This window comes from Maribacter halichondriae (assembly GCF_027474825.1).
Classification (GTDB): Bacteria; Bacteroidota; Bacteroidia; order Flavobacteriales; family Flavobacteriaceae; genus Meishania; species Meishania halichondriae.
Map to the genome: position 1 here is coordinate 809,115 of NZ_CP107030.1, position 18,104 is coordinate 827,218.

The following is an 18,104-nucleotide window of genomic DNA, read 5'->3' on the forward strand; positions in this document are numbered from 1 at the left end:
CACCGATTCACCATATAAAGGTTATTTCAAGGCCTTCATTTTCAAGAACTTTGTATCATCAAAACCAGTTCTTATGAAAATCCAATACCCCTTAGCCTTACTTATTTTTATTGCACTCGCTAAATATTACGATAGAAACCCAAACGTTTCAAAAGTAGATGTAAACGAGAAGAATTATAAATCCTACAAACTTTTAGTAGAAAGAGGAGCTTTTCATGATGACTCGTTTCAATTGACCTTTGATTCAATAGTGTTCGTTCCAAGTGCAAATTCGTTTCATGATGTCGAGAAATATATTCTTTACAACACTGTATCTTTAGACAGTTCTCTCACAATCAATTTCTTCAAGGAATTGGAATACGAAGGGTTTTGGAAACTTAAGGATACGTATAAAACGGAATCTTCGTGTACCAGCCAACTACGAGTTACCCTAATGAAAGGCCAAAAATCAAAAACCGTACTTTGTGATGATTTTGAAAGGGATTGTCCCGAATTGATGAAATATATCGATAAAAAAGTAGTTGAATTGGAAGGAAATGATTTAAAAAGATTTTACCTACCAGGCTAAAAAATTAGAAATGAGGAAAATACGTCCTGTTTTTCTTTATTGTTCAATCCGAAGATTATTTGACAATCTTTGGATTGTATTCTGTTTGCTGGGTTTTCATCTTTCTGCCCAAACCGATTCATTGGTACCGGCTTCGGGTGGTGACAAAATTTGGTTTTCCACGATTCCCAATACAAAACAAGAATCTTTAGAGCCCTATTACAAAGCGTTGAAAAATGCCGAGTACGGCGTACAGCGTTTCTCCGTGATAGATCAATTGGCCGCATTCCATATAGATCAGGCCAATACGGACTCCATTTTGTACTACGGAAACCTCTACAAAAAAGAGATAGCACTTTGGGACGCTCCAGAAAACGCGAAAAAAATACATTTCTCCAAAGCATATTACATGCTCGGAGTAGGTAACCGTTTTAATGGACTATTGGATAATAGTATTAAATGGCATATAAACGGTATTACGAGTGGAGAAGAAGGCAATAGTTCTAAAGGAGTCTATAGAAACAAGATAGGGCTGGCTAAAATATATATCTTGAAAGAAGAGGAAAATAAGGCCATTTCAGTTTTGGAAGAGGGTTTATCGGCTTTTGAAGATGAACTACCTTTAATTACCAATGATGCCCTTATTTGTCTTGGGGATGCATTCTTCAATCTAAAGGAATATGATGAGGCAAAATCACTTTACGAAAAAGCATTCGAAGGTGCTAAAAATTTGGGAACCTTACCCAAGAATTGGAAGTCAATTTAAAACTAGGCCGACTGGCAGAGATCGAAGGTGATTATGACCGAGCTTTCGAACAATATAATGAAACTAGAGAAAAAGGCCTTAAAGCCGGTATCACAGTATTTTATTTTGAAGGAACAATAAGAGTCGCCCATGTTTTTTATAAAGAAAAAAATTACGAAGCGGCCACCGCGGCCCTAAGCACCGCTTATGTAAACGCAATAGAGCGTGAAAACCTTAATTACCAAAAAGAGGTTTTGGAAATTCAAAGAAGAACTTTCGCAGCTACGGGAGATTATCAAAATGCGTACGCCGTAATGACGCAACTCGATGGTGTAACTTCCCAAATTCGTGCCCAACAACAGCAAAGGTTGAACAGGGAACTCGAAGTGCAGTACGAGACCTTACAGAAGGAAAAAGAAATTGACTCCTTACAAGAAGACCAAATTTTAAAAGCTGCCGAACTCAAGCGACAAAAGACGATAAAGAATGCTTTCTTAATCGGTTTCCTCATCATCTTGATTCCAATATTCGCCCTATTATATGTCTACTATCAAAAGCTTCAGGCGCAAAGTCAATTATCAAGTCAGCAAGAAGAGCTGAACAAGCAAAAGATGGCTGCTTTGAAACAAGAACAAGAACTGAATTTGATTAAGGCCTCCATTGATGGCCAAGATGAAGAACGTAAGCGAATCGCACAAGAACTTCACGACAGTATCGGAGGTAATTTGGCCGGCATCAAATTACAATTAGCGAGCTTGGACGGCACCTCAAAAAAACTCAAACCCATCTCAGACCAATTGGATGAAACCTATCAGTTGGTAAGGGATATTTCACATACTTTGATTCCCAAAAAATTTCGAGAACATGAGTTTACGGGACTCTTACAAGAATATTTGAACTCCATATCGGGTACGGGACAGGTTCAAATAGGTTTTCATCCGCATCCGAAGGGAAAAATAAATACCATTGATGAAAAGGAGCAATTAGAACTTTTCAATATCGTTAAAGAACTAATGACAAATACCTTAAAACATGCCGAAGCGACAAAAGTGGATATTCATTTGAGTTTGATCGATGATGAGCTATCGCTCTTATTTGAAGATAATGGAAATGGGTTCGATGCCACGGTTGCAACCGATGGGATTGGTTTTCAAAATATAAAGAATAGGGTGGCAGAGTTAAAAGGAAAATTGCATATTGATTCTACGCTAAAAAGAGGAACCATTATCTCAATAGAAATACCAATACATAAAATATCATGAAATACAATCTGATCATAGCCGACGACCATCAAATGTTCATCGATGGATTAATGAGCATTTTGAAGGATGCTCCTGAGTTCGATGTTACCACAACCTTCAAAAATGGAGCACAGGTAGTCAAATATTTAGATATCAACGGGGTGGATGACCTGCATCTTTTGGTTACGGACCTAACTATGCCCGAAATCGATGGTATAGAACTTAACAGTATCATAAAGGATAACTACCCAACTTTAAAAACTCTAGTGGTAAGTATGCATATTGATGGCGGGATGATCGATACCCTGATTCGAAACAATGTGGATGGCTATGTTCCTAAAAATGCCGAAAAAGAAGAACTTCTAGAAGCCATACGCACCATCGTCAAAGGAGAAAAGTATTTCTCAACGGAAATCAAGCGCGCCTATACCGATGCCATGTTCGAGAATAAAAAGCAAGCTGAAATTTCATTGACAGACCGTGAAAAAGAAGTGCTAAAACTTATCGCCGAAGAAAACACGACCCAAGAAATAGCCGATACCTTGTTCTTAAGTAAACATACGATTGAAAGCTATCGAAAGAATCTGATTTCGAAACTTCAGGTAAAGAATTTAGCTGGGTTGACCAAACACGCCATAAAAATGGGGTTGTTGGATTCTTAGAACATTCCATCACCCGCCTCGCTATGTAGTACTTTAAGTTAAACAAGCTATGAAAAATTAAAAAAGGTCTTGCTTTGCAAGACCTTTTTTGTGACCGCGGAGGGATTCAAACCCCCAACCCTCAGAGCCGAAATCTGATGCGCTATTCAGTTGCGCCACGCGGCCATTTTAGTATTCAGTGGGCAGTAGCAGTATACAGTTAGGGAAATTACTGCCAACTGGTACTGCCTACTGCCACTAGTTCAATTTACTCTTTACAATATTCGAGATCGTCTTCCCATCGGCCTGGCCTGCCAATTCTTTGGAGACCATGCCCATAACTTTACCCATATCCTTCATTCCCTCAGCACCTATTGCTTTGATGGTACGAACGACAACTTTTTCGATTTCATCTTCGCTCAATTGTTCCGGTAGAAATTTTTCGATGATCGCGATTTGCGCCAATTCGGGTTCCGCCAAATCTACCCTACCTTGATCGGCAAAAATAGCAGCACTATCTTTTCGCTGCTTTACCAATCGCTGTACCAACTTAATCTCATCATCTCCACTCATCTCTGTTCCAGAACCTTTTTCGGTCCGTGCCAACAACAATGCGGACTTGATAGCTCTGAGTGATTCTAGGGCAACTTTGTCCTTGGCCTTCATAGCTACTTTCATCTGTTCCATCACTTGCTGTTGTAAGCTCATCTTTGGATAATTTTGGACTGCGAAGATAAAAAATAAACCCGAAAATGATACTCAATTTTCGGGTTTAATAGTATTGGGTAAACGTATCTTGAATACGTTTAATCTACATTGTCGTTCAAGAATGAATTATTAGATCGCAACTGAACCTCACCATTGCTATCTTCGCCTAGGGTAGTTCGTGATACCTTATTTTCCCTTGGGGTCTCATTCAAATTTACACCCTGTCTCTTGTAGGCCGGCTCCTTTTCGATTTCATCGATATTGTTCGCATTGTTATGGAACTTATAGTTAAAATCTTTCAGCTTTTTTCGACGTTCATCCGCTCTTTCTTTTAACAAAACTTCTAAAGGGGTGTCCATCGGGTCTATTTCCTTTGATTCGGAAACAACTTCCTCCTTCTCAACCTCGATTACCTTTCTTTCAAAGACCAACTCATCCTCTACTATTTTCGGCTCGAATTCTTCAGCCTTTGATTTGGCCCCGGTAAGACTGTTTTCCAACTCCATATAGTCATCCAGACTGTAACGGGTCTCACCCTCTTTATTATACTCCAAAACAGGAATAACCTCAATATGATCCGTTACATCGATTTCCATTACTTCTTCGTCTAGACTGAAGGTGATGATATTGTCTTTGGATTCCTCGTCATCTTCCGAGCTTGATAGAGGCATGTCGAAGCTCATCGCGAACTGATCCTCTTCTTCCTCTTTTGCAGAAAGTTCTTGTGGATCGACCACATCGATGTGCTCGACTTCATCTTTTGATTCGATAATTACAAAATCATCCTCAGAAATATTTTCTGCAATAACCTCTTCATAGAAAACATTGAAGTTTTTTATGTAGTTCGTTGTCGGAATCAATTCCATTTCCTCTTCCAGAACATTTTTAAGAATAGGCTCGTCAAAAACTTCTTCGGCTTCAAGGTGATGAACAATATTTTGTGAGGTCAGGTTTTGTACCGCCCTTTGTTCATCCTCCAAGGTATGAATGATTTTTTTGGACTCCGTATTTACAATATCATCTTGCTGATCGATATTAAAACCGGTGGCAATAACTGTAACCGCAATCGCATCGCCTAATTCCTCGTCCTCACCTACACCCATTATGATATTGGCACCATGACCGGCCTCAATTTGAATATGATCGTTAATCTCACCGATTTCATCTATGGTAATTTCAGACGAGCCGGAAACAATCAATAATAAGACATTTTTAGCGCCTGTAATCTTGTTATCGTTCAACAACGGGGAATCCAGCGCCTTCATAATGGCCTCATTGGCCCTTGCCGAACCTGAAGCTATGGCAGAGCCCATTATAGCCGTACCACTATTGGAAAGTACCGTCTTGGCATCGCGCAAATCGATGTTCTGCGTGTAGTGATGTGTAATTACTTCGGCAATACCACGAGCCGCGGTAGCCAGAACTTCGTCCGCTTTTGAAAAACCTGCTTTGAAGCCTAAATTTCCATAAACTTCCCTTAATTTATTGTTATTGATGACTATGAGCGAGTCAACATTGTTACGTAGCTTTTCAATTCCGAGTTGTGCTTGTTGGCAACGCATTTTACCCTCGAACTGAAACGGCATGGTTACGATACCAACAGTAAGAATATCCATTTCTTTAGCCTGTTTGGCAATTACGGGAGCAGCACCAGTACCTGTTCCCCCACCCATACCGGCGGTTATAAAGACCATTTTCGTGGTATGGTCCAACATACCTTTGATGTCTTCCATGCTTTCAATGGCCGCCTGTTCCCCAACTTCAGGATTCGCACCCGCCCCAAGACCTTCGGTCAATGAAACCCCCAATTGAATTTTATTGGGCACCGTGCTATTCGTGAGTGCCTGCTGATCTGTGTTCAAGATCACAAAATCGACCCCATTGATTCCGGCCTGGAACATGTGGTTGATAGCATTGCTTCCGCCACCGCCTACACCGATGACTTTAATAACATTGCTTTGGTTCTTGGGAAGATCAAAAGCTATTCCTTCAAATTCCGTTTCGTTGCTCATAGTATTTATATTACTGGTTATAGTTTTATTCGTATTCAATGCTTACTCCGCGTTGTCCAAAAAGTCCTTCAATTTTTCAGACCACTTGTCAAAAACCGATTTTCGTTCTTTTCTTGGTCCGTTTGATGAAGCCATTTCTTCGTCATGACCCGCATACGCCATCTCATGTTCGGGCTCTTGCGGTTGTTTAGGATTTGTTGCCCCCTTTTCATCGTTCTTGACCGCATTCATCAACAGGCCAACAGCGGTGGCATACAACGGACTTGCCACTTCTTCATCGGAATCGCCTGCCAAGTGTTCGTTAGGATATCCAATTCGAGTGTCCATGCCTGTGATATACTCCACCAATTGTTTAAGGTGTTTTAGCTGACTTCCACCTCCCGTAAGCACAATACCTGCAATCAATTTCTTTTTTTGTTCTTCGTGCCCGTAGTTTTTTATCTCGACATAGACCTGTTCTATGATTTCCACCACGCGGGCGTGAATGATTTTGGAAAGGTTTTTTAACGTAATCTCCTTGGGTTCCCTACCGCGTAAACCAGGAATAGAAACAATCTCATTGTCTTTGTTCTCACCGGGCCAAGCCGAGCCAAACTTCATTTTTAATAGTTCAGCTTGCTTTTCAATGATAGAACAGCCTTCCTTAATATCTTCGGTAATTACACCGCCACCAAAAGGTATTACCGCCGTGTGGCGAATAATTCCGTCTTTGAAAATGGCAAGATCCGTGGTACCGCCACCAATATCGATCAGGGCAACACCCGCCTCTTTTTCTTCTTGACTCAAAACCGCTTCGGATGATGCCAAAGGTTCCAAAGTAATATTCCCTAAATTAAGGCCAGCGCTCTTGATGCATCGCCCCACATTCTTAATGGAGGAGACTTGACCGACCACTACGTGAAAATTCGCCTCAAGACGACCGCCGTACATTCCAATGGGCTGTTTTATTTCTGCCTGCCCATCAACTTTATATTCTTGTGGAAGCACGTGGATAATTTCCTCTCCGGGAAGCATAACCAGCTTGTACACCTGGTTCACTAATTTGTCAAGGTCGTCCTCGTTAATAACCTCCTCCGAATCTGGACGTGTAATGTAGTCGCTGTGTTGGAGACTTCGAATATGCTGACCTGCAATACCGACGACCACGGAGCCGATTTTAAGACCTGAATTCGCTTCGGCCTCCTCGACCGCCTGTTGAATCGATTTAATGGTCTGGGTAATATTGTTAACGACACCTCGATGTACCCCAAGGCTTTTGGATCTTCCGATGCCCAAGACCTCGATTTTTCCGTATTCGTTTTCCTTACCGATTATGGCAACGATTTTGGTGGTTCCAATGTCCAGCCCGACTGAATAATTACCTTGTTCCATTTGATTGATTTAAATTTTGGTGCACACTACTTGATTATTGAACTCAAGACTCACGATTGCAAAGTCTTCTAGGGTCTTATCTTTGTTCGCCTTTGCATAAAAGGCCTTGAAATTTTTAAATTTCTCTTCAAGATTATCGACCCCGCCCAGATTTACTACAAATTCTTCCATTCTGAACTTGAGCTGATACTTTTCCTCCTCCTCTACATGTATGCCTATGACATTTTTTCGAAGGAAATCATCTGTGTTAATATATTCCAGAATCTTATAGACATCCTCCAAACTTTGGCCCGTAATTTTCCCTGTGATGATGGGCACTCTTGCGGAGTGACTCATGGACAACGGCATGCGTTTTCCTTCATCATCAAGATAAAATTTTGTATTCCCCTCTATTCTCCCGATTGGCCTTCGCTGTACGATTTTTGACGTAAGCTCCCCATTTACAGTAAGATACACTTGGGCATTTTTCACCATGTCATTGGTCTCAATGACCTCTTCTATAGTATTCAAAACTAATTTTTCTTTGGGCACATTTGTGAGGTCGCCATAATTTTGTATTAACAATTTATTAACCATACCCTCTGTTATGTAAAGGTTCTGATCCCCAACGAATTGTATGTTCAAACCCTTTACGGTCTTCTTTTTACTTCGTTCGTTCGAGAATGCAAACAGTCCGGAAATAACAAGTAAAAGAGCTATTGTCTTTATATAGTTCCAATTAATGCGCATAATTCAATTCTTTTTTAATTCTTGATACTTCTAACCCGATATCGCCGGCACCCATGGTCACCAATACTTCAGGATCTTGATTTTTTATTTCTTGAATCAACTCGGATTTATCGATTCTTTTTTTATTGGAATTTTCTATTTTTTCGAGCAACCATTGTGAACTGATTCCTTCCATTGGTTTTTCCTAGCGGGATAGATATCCAACAACACGATGCTATCGAATTTCGACAAGCTTTCTGCAAAGGCATCGCCGAAATCCCTTGTTCTCGAAAATAAATGGGGTTGAAAAATAGCCAGTACTTTTTTGCCCGGATGCATTTCACAAATTGCATCGTAAACTGCATTAATCTCAGTCGGATGATGCGCATAATCATCGATGAAGACAAAATCATCTTTTTTTATCTTGTACGAGAACCGGCGTTGTACGCCCTTAAAAGTTTCCATAGCTTTCGCTAGACGAGACTGGGGAGACCCTGTTTGCACCGCCATGGCAAAAGCGACCAATCCGTTGAGCAGATTATGCCGTCCGGGTTTGTTGAATTTGACTCCCGATAGGGTAGCTTCGGGAGTCGTCAAGTCAAATATGTAGGAGCCATGTTCTATTTTCAAGTTTCTGATACAATAATCAGAATCGTCTTCTATGCCATATGTGATTCCCTTTAAGGGGAGTCCTTTCCTTATGAATAATTTCCCGTCTGAAGCAATACGGGCAACGAATTCTTCGAACGATTTTTTAAGTTCGTCGTGGTTTCCGTAAATGTCCAAATGATCCGCATCCATCGAGGTCACACAAGCTACATCGGGGAACAATCTTAAAAAGGAACGATCGAACTCATCGGCCTCGACCACTGAATAATCCGTTCCGGAAAAAGAAGTTGCTGTTGAAGTCTTCCGATATCCCTCCTAAAAAAGCAGTGAACGGCGTGCCCGTCTCTTTGAGCAAGTGGGCCAAAATACTCGAAGTCGTCGTTTTGCCATGTGTGCCTGCGACCGCAAAACAAAAAGTGTCTTTCGTAATCAGTCCCAAAACCTCAGAGCGTTTTTTAACGTCAAAACCTCTATCCAAAAAATATTGATATTCTGAATGTTCGGAAGGTACCGCAGGGGTGTACACGATTAAAGTGGTATCTTTTTCTGTAAATTTTTCAGGAATTGAATTCACATGGTCTTCGTAATGGATTTCAATTCCGAGTTCACTCAATTCCTGTGTCAAAGGAGTTTCGGTCTTGTCATATCCTGCAACATTTTTATCGATGAACTTAAAATAACGTGCCAGGGCGGACATGCCGATGCCTCCGATGCCGATGAAGTAGACGTTATGTATTTTTTTAAGATCCACTAGTCCAATAGTTTTTCTATTTCGTCCACAATATGCTTTGTGGCGTCGGGCAATGCTAATTTTTTGATGTTCGCACTAAGACGATCCTGCTTATCTTTTGATTGGACCAATAATGAAAAAACCGATTCAAATTCGGAATCCAAATCTTTTTCCCTTAACAAGATAGCCGCATCTTCATCGACCAGTGCCTCGGCATTTTTGGTCTGATGGTCTTCAGCCACGTTCGGTGAAGGAATGAAAATGACAGGCTTACCTACAATACAGAGTTCCGAGACCGATCCTGCCCCAGCTCTAGAAATGATTATGTCAGCTGCCGTATAGGTCAGGTCCATGCGATTCAAAAAATCAAAAACCTTAATTGTATCGGAGGTGTATTCTTTGTATTCCTCGAAATACAGTTTTCCACATTGCCATATAATCTGAAGGTCGTTCGCCCTGAAAAAATCAAGTTTCGATTCTACCAGTTGATTGATGCGTCTTGCCCCTAGGCTGCCACCCAAAATCAAAAGGGTCGGTTTATTGACTTCTAATCCAAAGAATTCTAAAGCCTCATTTTTATTTTTTTGTATTTCTACCAGATCACCACGTACGGGGTTTCCGGTCTTTACTATTTTTTCCTTCGGAAAGAATTCTTCCATTCCGTCATAGGCAACACAGATTTTGGCGACCTTATCTTTCAACAGTTTGTTGGTAATTCCGGCAAAAGAATTCTGTTCTTGCAATACACAAGGTATTCCCCTGCCACTGGCCACTTTCAGCAATGGACCACTTGCAAACCCGCCGGTACCTACTACGGCATCGGGCTTAAATCGGGATACTATTTTACCAGACTTCAACAAACTACTTATCAATTTAAAGGGAAACATCAAATTTCTAAGGGTTAGTTTCCGTTGCAACCCTGTAATCCATAATCCTTCTATTTCGTACCCTGCTTGTGGTACTTTTTCCATTTCCATTCGATCCTTGGCACCGACGAATAAAAATTCAGCGTTTGGATATCTTCTTTTTCAATTCATTGGCGATGGCGATTGCGGGATAAATATGGCCGCCCGTACCGCCACCAGAAAGTATGAACCTATAATTGCCCACTCAAGACCTCTAAAGGGTTCGTACTATTTATATCGACCGTCTCTTTTTCGGTCGCTAGATTTTTATTGCTTACACTTAATATGATACCAATGGCCAAACAGGTCATCCAACCCGATGTTCCACCACTACTGATCAATGGCAGATTCTGCCCAGTCACGGGAAATAGTTCTACCGCCACTGCCATGTTGATCAAGGCCTGAAAAATTATAGGAAGCCCTACACCCAAAGCCAATAATTTTCCAAAAGTGGTGGTCGCACCATTAGCTATTACAACTATTCTAAATAAGAGAAATAGATAGAACAACATCAGACCAAAACCTCCGACCAGTCCGTATTCCTCGACAATTATGGCATAAATAAAATCGGAAGAACTCTGCGGAAGGAAATTCTTTTGAATACTTTTTCCAGCTCCTTTCCCAACAATACCTCCAGTAGCAATGGCAATCTTTGCCCTCTCTATTTGGTAGTCCGCCTCGGAGTCTCCCGGACTCCAAAAACTTTCTATCCTGCTCGTCCATGTATCGACACGGTTGGGAAACATATCAGGAAAGGCTTTTGCCACTAGAATGAATAGTGTAAGGCACAAGATTCCGGTCCCCACGATTCCCATTAAATATTTTATAGGATATCCGCCGATAAAGCATAATAGTAAAACCATCGAAAAAATAATGGCCGCTGTGGAAAAATTGGCCGGTAAAATCAGTATCACCGTCAAAAAAACAGGAATCCATAAGGGCAAAATACTTTCTTGAAACCTCACGGTCTTATCCTTGATTTTGGTAAGATATCGTGCAACATAAATCATCAAGACCACAGCCGCCAACGTGGACGCTTGAAACTTGATCCCAATAAACGGTAGTTGGATCCAACGACTTGCATTGGCCCCTTCCATAGTGGTGCCCTGTGCCAATGTCAATGCCAAAAGCACAATTACGATCGGCATGGCAATCAACGAAAGCCCTTTAAAAAAATGGGTCGGAATGCGATGTACGCCATAAATAATTCCGAATCCCAAGAGCAGAAGCACTGCATGTTTTACCAACCAGCCCATAGGCGTGCCACTCCCGACCACGTAGACCAGGTTGCTACTGGCGCTATATACAGGCAAAAATGAGAAGAGCCCCAAGAGCGCTACTACGGCCCAAAGTGCTTTATCTCCTTTTATATTTTTAAAAACATCACCCACTCTTATAGGTTTTTTATTGCTTCCTTAAATTGATCTCCCCTATCCTCGTAATTTTCAAAAAGGTCAAAACTGGCACAAGCGGGCGAAAGCAATACGGTGTCGCCTCTTTGCGCAATTTTATAGGCAACCTTCACGGCCTCTTCCATGGCGAAAGTCTCCACCATCAAATCGACCACGTTGCCAAAAAAGTCCTTTATTTTAGAATTATCCTCACCCAAGCAAATAATGGCCTTGACCTTTTCACGAACCAACGGCATCAATTCCTTATAATCATTTCCTTTATCGACACCGCCTACAATCCAAACAATTGGTGTTTTGACACTGTCCAGCGCATAGAACACTGAATTGACATTGGTCGCCTTGGAATCGTTGATGTATTGCACATGTTGAATCTTCAGCACTTTTTCTAGTCGATGTGGCGCGCCTTGAAAATTCTCGATACTTTGACGAATCGTCTCCTTTCTGATACCGATAAGTTTCGCCACCATAGCCGCTGCCATGGTATTTTTTAAATTATGTTGGCCTTCCAATGCTAGTGCGTCTGTCGTCATTTCAATGGTATTATTAGTTGTCGTTATTCTTATTCTATTGTTCTTGATGTATGCTCCTTCTTCCAATTCATTTTGAAGTGAAAAAGGCAATGCTTTGGATTTGACGGGATGGACTTTCAACCAGTCTACAATGACCTCGTCATCTGCATCGTAGATGAAGAAATCTTCTTCGGTCTGGTTTTCGGCAATCCGGAATTTTGAGGCGATATAATTTTCAAACTTGTAATCATACCGGTTTAAATGATCCGGCGTGATATTGGTCAAAATGGCGATATGAGGTTTGAAATCCGTAATTCCGTCCAATTGAAAGCTGCTGATCTCCAGCACATAATACTCAAAGTTGTACTCCGCTACCATCTTCGCAAAACTGTCACCGATGTTTCCGGCCATTCCGACATTACGGTTTCCTTCGCTTATAATATGGTTTGTGAGCATTGTGGTCGTTGTCTTACCATTGCTTCCCGTGATACCAATGATTTTTGCATCGGTATAGCGTGAGGCGAACTCTATCTCCGAAATCACCGGAATACCTTTTCCGGTCAATTTCATCACCAAAGCCACTTTATCAGGTATCCCCGGACTCTTCATGGCCACATCGGCATTCAGAATTTTATCCTCGGTATGCTTCTCTTCTTCCCAATCAATTCCAAAATGTTCAAGAACGTCTTTGTACTTTTTTTTATTTTTCCTTTATCGGAAACAAAAACTTCAAATCCTTTTTGTTTCCCCAAGATAGCCGTGCCTACGCCGCTTTCGCCCGCTCCCAAGACTACTAGCCTTTTCATCTTATCTGATTTTTAAGGTCACAAAGGTTAAAATGGCCAGTAAGATTCCTATAATCCAGAATCGGGTTACGATCTTACTCTCGTGATACCCTTTCTTTTGATAATGATGGTGCAAGGGTGCCATCAAAAAAATGCGCTTACCCTCGCCCAATCTTTTTTTTGTGTATTTGAAATAACCGACCTGTGCCATTACGGATAGCGATTCGGCGAAGAAAACCCCACACAACAGCGGTATAAGCAATTCTTTGCGTACAATTATGGCAATTACAGCGATTACGCCACCAATTGTCAGGCTACCTGTATCACCCATAAAAACCTGAGCGGGATAGGCGTTGTACCATAGAAATCCGACCAAGGCTCCTGCAAAGGCAGTTATGAAAACCAGCAACTCCCCTGCCCTCGGTATGTACATGATGTTCAAATATTCGGAAACGATCGTATTACCCGAGACCCATGCGAAAATTCCCAAGGTTAAAACTATTATTGCGGATGTACCACCTGCAAGCCCGTCGATACCATCGGTCAGGTTCGCACCGTTGGAAACCGCGGTCACAATGAAAATTACAATGGGGATAAAAATCATCCAAGCATATTTCTCCAGTCCTTCTCCGGCCCATGATATCAAGCCGGAGTAGTCAAATTCGTTGTTCTTAAAAAATGGCACTGTAGTCATTGTGGATTTGATTTCCTTACCTTGAACCGGTTCCACAGTATACTGCTCCGTAATCATGGTACTATCTGAATCTTTCATGGTCACTTCAGGGTGGAAGTACAGCGTGGCACCAACCCCAAGCCCTAAAACGACCTGTCCCATAACCTTGAATCTTCCTTTAAGTCCTTTTTTATCCTTCTTAAAAATTTTGATATAATCATCCGCAAAGCCAATTATACCCATCCAGATAGTTGTTACTATAAGGAGTATTACGTAGATATTATCAAGCCATCTGGCAAATAATAAAACGGGAATCAACGTCGACATGATAATAATCAGACCCCCCATGGTCGGGGTTCCTGCCTTTTGTTTCTGCCCGGCCAAACCTAGATCTCGAATGGTTTCTCCTATTTGTTTGCGTTGTAGAAACAAGATTACCCGCTTACCATAAGCAGTGGCAATGACCAAGGAAAGTAATATGGCCATGGCGGCCCTGAACGTAAGAAACTGGAACAACCCTGCCCCCGGCACCTGATACTCATTTTCCAAATATTCAAACAGATAATACAGCATTCTTTTAAAGTTCAAGTTCAAGTGTCAAATTCAAACTCAAAATGAGTTCCTTGGCAATTGACCTGTATTGTTCGTTATGGCTTTACTTTCTTTTATCGTTTCTACTGTTGACGTGTACCTCTTCTCTGCTAAGCACCCAGATCGACTATTTATTCAATTGCTTCAATACATCCTTCACAATTTCGAAATCGTCAAAATCGATTCGCTTGCCATTGGTCTCTTGATACGTTTCATGACCCTTGCCCGCAACTAGTATGATATCGTTCGATACCGCCAGTTGGCACGCGGTTTTAATGGCCTGTTCACGATTTTCTATGGACAAAATTTTTTTGCGTTCTGGGGCTCCACACCGGCCTCCATTTCTCCGATAATGGCATTGGGCGACTCTGACCGCGGATTATCGGAAGTAAAAATCGCGGTATTGCTCATTTCTGAAGCGATATGACCCATAACCGGACGCTTAGACCTGTCTCTATCGCCACCACACCCCACAACGGTGATGACGTTTTCATTTCCAGTTCTCAACGTGTTGATAGTATCAAGCACGTTTTTTAGCGCATCCGGTGTATGGGCATAATCTACTATCGCTGTAATTCTTTCCCTTGATATATAATATTGAAACCTGCCGTCGACATTTTCGAGTTCGCTCAAAATACGAAGGGTTTCTAGTTTCTCTAATCCTAATAAATCTGCAGTGGCGTAAATGGCCAATATGTTATAGGCATTAAAATGACCAATGAGCTTGGTCCATAATTCGTTATCATCGATTTTGAGCAGTTGCCCATCGAATTGATTCTCCAGAATTTGGGCTCTATAATCCGCAAATGTCTTCAAGGCATACGTGAATTTTCGCGCCTTGGTGTTCTGTAGCATGACCAACCCATTTTTATCATCGATGTTGGTAAGGGCAAAGGCCTTTTTGGGGAGATTATCAAAAAGTATTTTCTTGGTATCGCGGTATTCTGCGAAAGTCTTATGATAGTCAAGATGATCATGTGATAGATTGGTGAAGATTGCACCTTCAAAAACCAATCCTTCGGTTCGCTTTTGGTGTATGCCATGTGAACTCACCTCCATGAAACAAAATTCGACTCCGGCCTCGTTCATCAAGTTTAAATGGCTATTGATGGTCAATGCATCTGGAGTGGTGTGGCTCGTCGAATACTCGGCATCATCGACCATGATTTTTATGGTGGATATGAGTCCCACTTTGAATCCCGCCTTTTTGAATAATTGATACAAAAGACTGCTAATCGTGGTCTTTCCGTTCGTGCCTGTAACGCCAACTAGCCTTAAATTTTTCGAAGGATTGTCATAAAAATTGGAAGCCATAATAGCCAACGCCTTGTTGCCATTATCCACTTCTGCATAGGTTATTCCATTGACCATCTGCTCAGGGAGTTCTTCACAGATAATCGCCTTGGCGCCCTGATTGATCGCTTTTTCGATATACTGATGGCCGTCGGTTATAGTTCCCTTGATGGCTACAAAGACATCGTCCATTCCCACTTTACGGGAATCGAAACAAACCGTATTGACCATGACACTGGTAGATCCGCTAACAGCGGTCAGGCCCACACCATATAATATGTCTTTGAGTAGCTTCATGAAAGTTCCAAGACTATTTTTTCTACCTTATTAATATCAGTTCCCTGTGATACGGACTGCTTTTTAACGCTTCCATTGCCTTTGATTTCGACCTTTAAACCCAGATTTTCTAGAATCGATACGGCATCCATGCCGCTCATACCTTGTACATTGGGTACTTTATTATATTTCTTTTGGGCCTCGAGGTAATACTTTTGATGTGAACCTTCTAATTGGGCACCCTCGGCGATTTTCATCTCGACCTCATCAATCAAGGGATTATTCGCATAAATCTTTTGCGCTATTGATTTGAAGACCGGTCCCGATACGTCGGCCCCATAATAGCCCACACTCCGATCAGGTTCGTGAATAACCACAATACAGGAGTATTTGGGGTTTTCTGCAGGAAAATACCCAGCGAAACTTGAGATATACTTGAGTTTATCAGGGTCTTTGGCGACATAGTTCTTTTGGGTCGTCCCTGTTTTTCCGGCCATTGAAAAATTAGGGGAATAGAGACGGTGACCTGTACCATGCTTTTTCTCCACTATATTTTTCAATAACTGTTTTACTTTTCCAATAGTTTCTTTCGAGCAGATCGCGGGATTGATAACTTCCTTATCAAATGTCTTGACCGTACGGTTCATTTCTTTGACCTCTTTGATCAATCTCGGTTTTACCATTTCACCATCGTTGGCGATGGCATTGTAAAATGTTAACGTCTGCAATGGAGTTAAAGAAACTTCATATCCATAGGCCATCTGTGCCAACGAAAGACCTGACCAGCCCTTATCGCCAGGGAATCTTATTACCGGAATGCCTTCACCCTTAATCGGAAGACCCAATTCTTTATGAAGCCCCATCTTCATAAGTCCGTTTACATATTTGGCGGGTTTCTCCTTATAGCCGTTGTGAATCATTCTTGCAAAGGCCGTATTCGAGGAAACTTCAAATGCCTTACCCATAGAGATTTTCCCGTAACCCCCGTTTTTGGCATCTTTTACCCTATGCCTATAGATTTTCCAATATCCTTTTTCGGTATCGATGACCGTACTGGTGTCGATTACTTTATCTTCCAAGGCGGTTACCAAGTTCATTAATTTGAATGTCGAGCCCGGTTCATGTGATTCGCCAATAGCATAGTTCAAACGCTCGTAGTACTTGCCGTCTTTTGTTTTTCCTAAATTGGCGATGGCCTTTACTTCTCCCGTCTCGGTTTCCATCACAATGACGCATCCGTGGTCGGCCTTGTAATGTTCCAATTGCTTTAATAATGCATGATGTGCGATATCTTGAATATTGACGTCTATAGTCGAATACACATCATAGCCGTCTTTAGGCTCGACGATATTGTCCCAACCGATAGGCTTCCATTGTCCTTTGGCAATTTTTTGTTTTAACCTTTTTCCTTCGGTACCTCTTAGGTAAGGACCGAAAGCCCTCTCGAGGCCTACACCCGCATAACGGTCATATTCGTTAAGACGTTCATACCCAATACTTCGTTCCGCGATTTTTCCTAAAGGATGTTCACGTACCGTTTTCTGTTCGATAATCAATCCCCCTTTATATGGGCCTTTCTCGAACAATGGAAAATCTTTTACGGCCATATAATCCGAATAATCGAGGTTTCTTGCCAAAAGGGCATAACGATTTTTGTTCTCTTTGGCTTTTCGGAGTACTTGTTGGTAATGTGACGAAGGTTTGTCCAACAATTTTGCCAAGGCGTCTGCCAATGGCTTTACATTTTCCTTAAAATCTTCATCACTAACCGTGACCGCATCAAAACGTATGGCATATCGTGAAACCGAGGTTGCCAATAGACTACCGTCATCGGAGTAGAGATCACCGCGATTCGGGGCAATGGTAAACATGCGCTCGGTACGCTCCATGGCCAGGTCTCGATACTTTTCACCATCCACGATTTGAATACTGACCAGCTTAAAAAGCACGGCACAGGCGAACAAAAACAGGAAACCTGCAATGAAATACAACCGGGTCAATATTTTCTTGTTAGTTACGGCCATTATTCTTTAGCGGATTTTACCCGTATTTTTTTAGGAGGAGTTTCAGAAGGATACAATTCCTTCTTGGCCAGATTCTGGGAAATCGTGGATTCCAATTTTAATTTTTGAATGTCTTTATGAATGTCTACGAATTCACTTCGAAGCTCTTTGACCTCTTCGTTCAACGTGGCTATCTGATGTACCTTTTTATCAGCGCTATGCGAACTACCAATCATTACGGTCGCCAAAAAACTGGCAAAAATGATAAATAGCCAGTTTTTGGGTGCGTCGCCACTCACCAAAAACTTTCCTTTTAATATGTCCAACAATCCTTTCTTCATCATA

Annotated in this window: 12 protein-coding genes, 1 tRNA gene and 4 pseudogenes; 4 read left to right on the plus strand and 13 right to left on the minus strand. The window is 41.6% G+C overall.

All coding sequences use genetic code 11. The features are described from left to right. The first annotated feature begins 73 nt into the window (after window positions 1-73). The 4 genes from N8A86_RS03680 to N8A86_RS03695 are packed head-to-tail and all read left to right on the plus strand — an operon-like array spanning window position 74 to window position 3,195. A complete protein-coding gene (locus N8A86_RS03680) occupies window positions 74-568 on the plus strand; it encodes a hypothetical protein (protein ID WP_273567842.1) in 495 nt (164 codons plus the stop codon). Between the two features lie 10 nt (window positions 569-578). Beyond that, window positions 579-1,313, plus strand: coding sequence for a tetratricopeptide repeat protein (locus N8A86_RS03685; RefSeq protein WP_273567843.1), 735 nt, complete (start codon window positions 579-581; stop codon window positions 1,311-1,313). Next, window positions 1,298-2,554, plus strand: a complete 1,257-nt coding sequence (locus tag N8A86_RS03690; RefSeq protein ID WP_273567844.1) for a sensor histidine kinase — start codon at window positions 1,298-1,300, stop codon at window positions 2,552-2,554. Before N8A86_RS03685 ends, N8A86_RS03690 begins: the two co-directional genes overlap by 16 nt. After that, window positions 2,551-3,195, plus strand: a complete 645-nt coding sequence (locus N8A86_RS03695; protein ID WP_273567845.1) for a response regulator — start codon at window positions 2,551-2,553, stop codon at window positions 3,193-3,195. The genes N8A86_RS03690 and N8A86_RS03695 overlap by 4 nt, the downstream gene beginning before the upstream one ends. A 91-nt stretch (window positions 3,196-3,286) precedes the next feature. Here the strand turns inward: N8A86_RS03695 and N8A86_RS03700 are convergent. The 13 genes and pseudogenes from N8A86_RS03700 to N8A86_RS03760 all read right to left on the minus strand — a co-directional run bounded on the left by N8A86_RS03700 (window position 3,287) and on the right by N8A86_RS03760 (window position 18,100). Further along, window positions 3,287-3,360: transfer RNA gene (locus tag N8A86_RS03700), tRNA-Arg, on the minus strand. Window positions 3,361-3,432: 72 nt separating this feature from the next. Further along, on the minus strand, window positions 3,433-3,882 hold the full coding sequence (locus N8A86_RS03705; RefSeq protein ID WP_273567846.1) for a GatB/YqeY domain-containing protein: 450 nt from the start codon (window positions 3,880-3,882) through the stop codon (window positions 3,433-3,435). 98 nt (window positions 3,883-3,980) lie between these two features. Continuing rightward, window positions 3,981-5,894 carry a cell division protein FtsZ gene (ftsZ, locus tag N8A86_RS03710; RefSeq protein WP_273567847.1) on the minus strand — a complete coding sequence of 638 codons (1,914 nt, stop codon included), beginning with the start codon at window positions 5,892-5,894 and terminating at the stop codon, window positions 3,981-3,983. Window positions 5,895-5,936: 42 nt separating this feature from the next. Next, a complete protein-coding gene (ftsA, locus tag N8A86_RS03715) occupies window positions 5,937-7,265 on the minus strand; it encodes a cell division protein FtsA (RefSeq protein ID WP_273567848.1) in 1,329 nt (442 codons plus the stop codon). Between the two features lie 9 nt (window positions 7,266-7,274). Next, window positions 7,275-7,994, minus strand: a complete 720-nt coding sequence (locus N8A86_RS03720) for a cell division protein FtsQ/DivIB (RefSeq protein WP_273567849.1) — start codon at window positions 7,992-7,994, stop codon at window positions 7,275-7,277. Beyond that, window positions 7,984-9,333: pseudogene (murC, locus tag N8A86_RS03725) on the minus strand (UDP-N-acetylmuramate--L-alanine ligase). Before murC ends, N8A86_RS03720 begins: the two are co-directional and overlap by 11 nt. Further along, window positions 9,333-10,422, minus strand: a pseudogene (gene murG, locus N8A86_RS03730) (undecaprenyldiphospho-muramoylpentapeptide beta-N-acetylglucosaminyltransferase). The pseudogenes murC and murG overlap by 1 nt, the downstream one beginning before the upstream one ends. After that, window positions 10,409-11,608, minus strand: a complete 1,200-nt coding sequence (locus N8A86_RS03735) for an FtsW/RodA/SpoVE family cell cycle protein (RefSeq protein ID WP_273567850.1) — start codon at window positions 11,606-11,608, stop codon at window positions 10,409-10,411. Before N8A86_RS03735 ends, murG begins: the two are co-directional and overlap by 14 nt. A 2-nt stretch (window positions 11,609-11,610) precedes the next feature. Further along, a pseudogene (gene murD, locus N8A86_RS03740) lies at window positions 11,611-12,944 on the minus strand (UDP-N-acetylmuramoyl-L-alanine--D-glutamate ligase). 1 nt (window position 12,945) lies between these two features. Next, the gene (gene mraY / locus N8A86_RS03745) at window positions 12,946-14,169 is read right to left on the minus strand and encodes a phospho-N-acetylmuramoyl-pentapeptide-transferase (RefSeq protein ID WP_273567851.1); all 1,224 of its coding nucleotides are present in this window, start codon (window positions 14,167-14,169) and stop codon (window positions 12,946-12,948) included. A gap of 145 nt (window positions 14,170-14,314) precedes the next feature. Then, window positions 14,315-15,777, minus strand: a pseudogene (locus N8A86_RS03750) (UDP-N-acetylmuramoyl-L-alanyl-D-glutamate--2,6-diaminopimelate ligase). After that, window positions 15,774-17,780, minus strand: coding sequence for a penicillin-binding protein (locus N8A86_RS03755; protein WP_273567852.1), 2,007 nt, complete (start codon window positions 17,778-17,780; stop codon window positions 15,774-15,776). Before N8A86_RS03755 ends, N8A86_RS03750 begins: the two are co-directional and overlap by 4 nt. Further along, window positions 17,780-18,100, minus strand: a complete 321-nt coding sequence (locus tag N8A86_RS03760; protein ID WP_273569015.1) for an FtsL-like putative cell division protein — start codon at window positions 18,098-18,100, stop codon at window positions 17,780-17,782. Before N8A86_RS03760 ends, N8A86_RS03755 begins: the two co-directional genes overlap by 1 nt. Between the last annotated feature and the right edge of the window lie 4 nt (window positions 18,101-18,104).

Excerpts from the sequence above, each read along its gene's own strand:
- N8A86_RS03760 (WP_273569015.1), bottom strand. The coding sequence starts at position 18,100 with ATGAAGAAAGGATTGTTGGACATATTAAAAGGAAAGTTTTTGGTGAGT.
- ftsA (WP_273567848.1), bottom strand. The coding sequence starts at position 7,265 with ATGGAACAAGGTAATTATTCAGTCGGGCTGGACATTGGAACCACCAAA.
- N8A86_RS03755 (WP_273567852.1), bottom strand. The coding sequence starts at position 17,780 with ATGGCCGTAACTAACAAGAAAATATTGACCCGGTTGTATTTCATTGCA.
- mraY (WP_273567851.1), bottom strand. The coding sequence starts at position 14,169 with ATGCTGTATTATCTGTTTGAATATTTGGAAAATGAGTATCAGGTGCCG.
- N8A86_RS03695 (WP_273567845.1), top strand. The coding sequence starts at position 2,551 with ATGAAATACAATCTGATCATAGCCGACGACCATCAAATGTTCATCGAT.
- N8A86_RS03680 (WP_273567842.1), top strand. The coding sequence starts at position 74 with ATGAAAATCCAATACCCCTTAGCCTTACTTATTTTTATTGCACTCGCT.
- N8A86_RS03705 (WP_273567846.1), bottom strand. The coding sequence starts at position 3,882 with ATGAGCTTACAACAGCAAGTGATGGAACAGATGAAAGTAGCTATGAAG.
- N8A86_RS03720 (WP_273567849.1), bottom strand. The coding sequence starts at position 7,994 with ATGCGCATTAATTGGAACTATATAAAGACAATAGCTCTTTTACTTGTT.
- N8A86_RS03685 (WP_273567843.1), top strand. The coding sequence starts at position 579 with ATGAGGAAAATACGTCCTGTTTTTCTTTATTGTTCAATCCGAAGATTA.
- ftsZ (WP_273567847.1), bottom strand. The coding sequence starts at position 5,894 with ATGAGCAACGAAACGGAATTTGAAGGAATAGCTTTTGATCTTCCCAAG.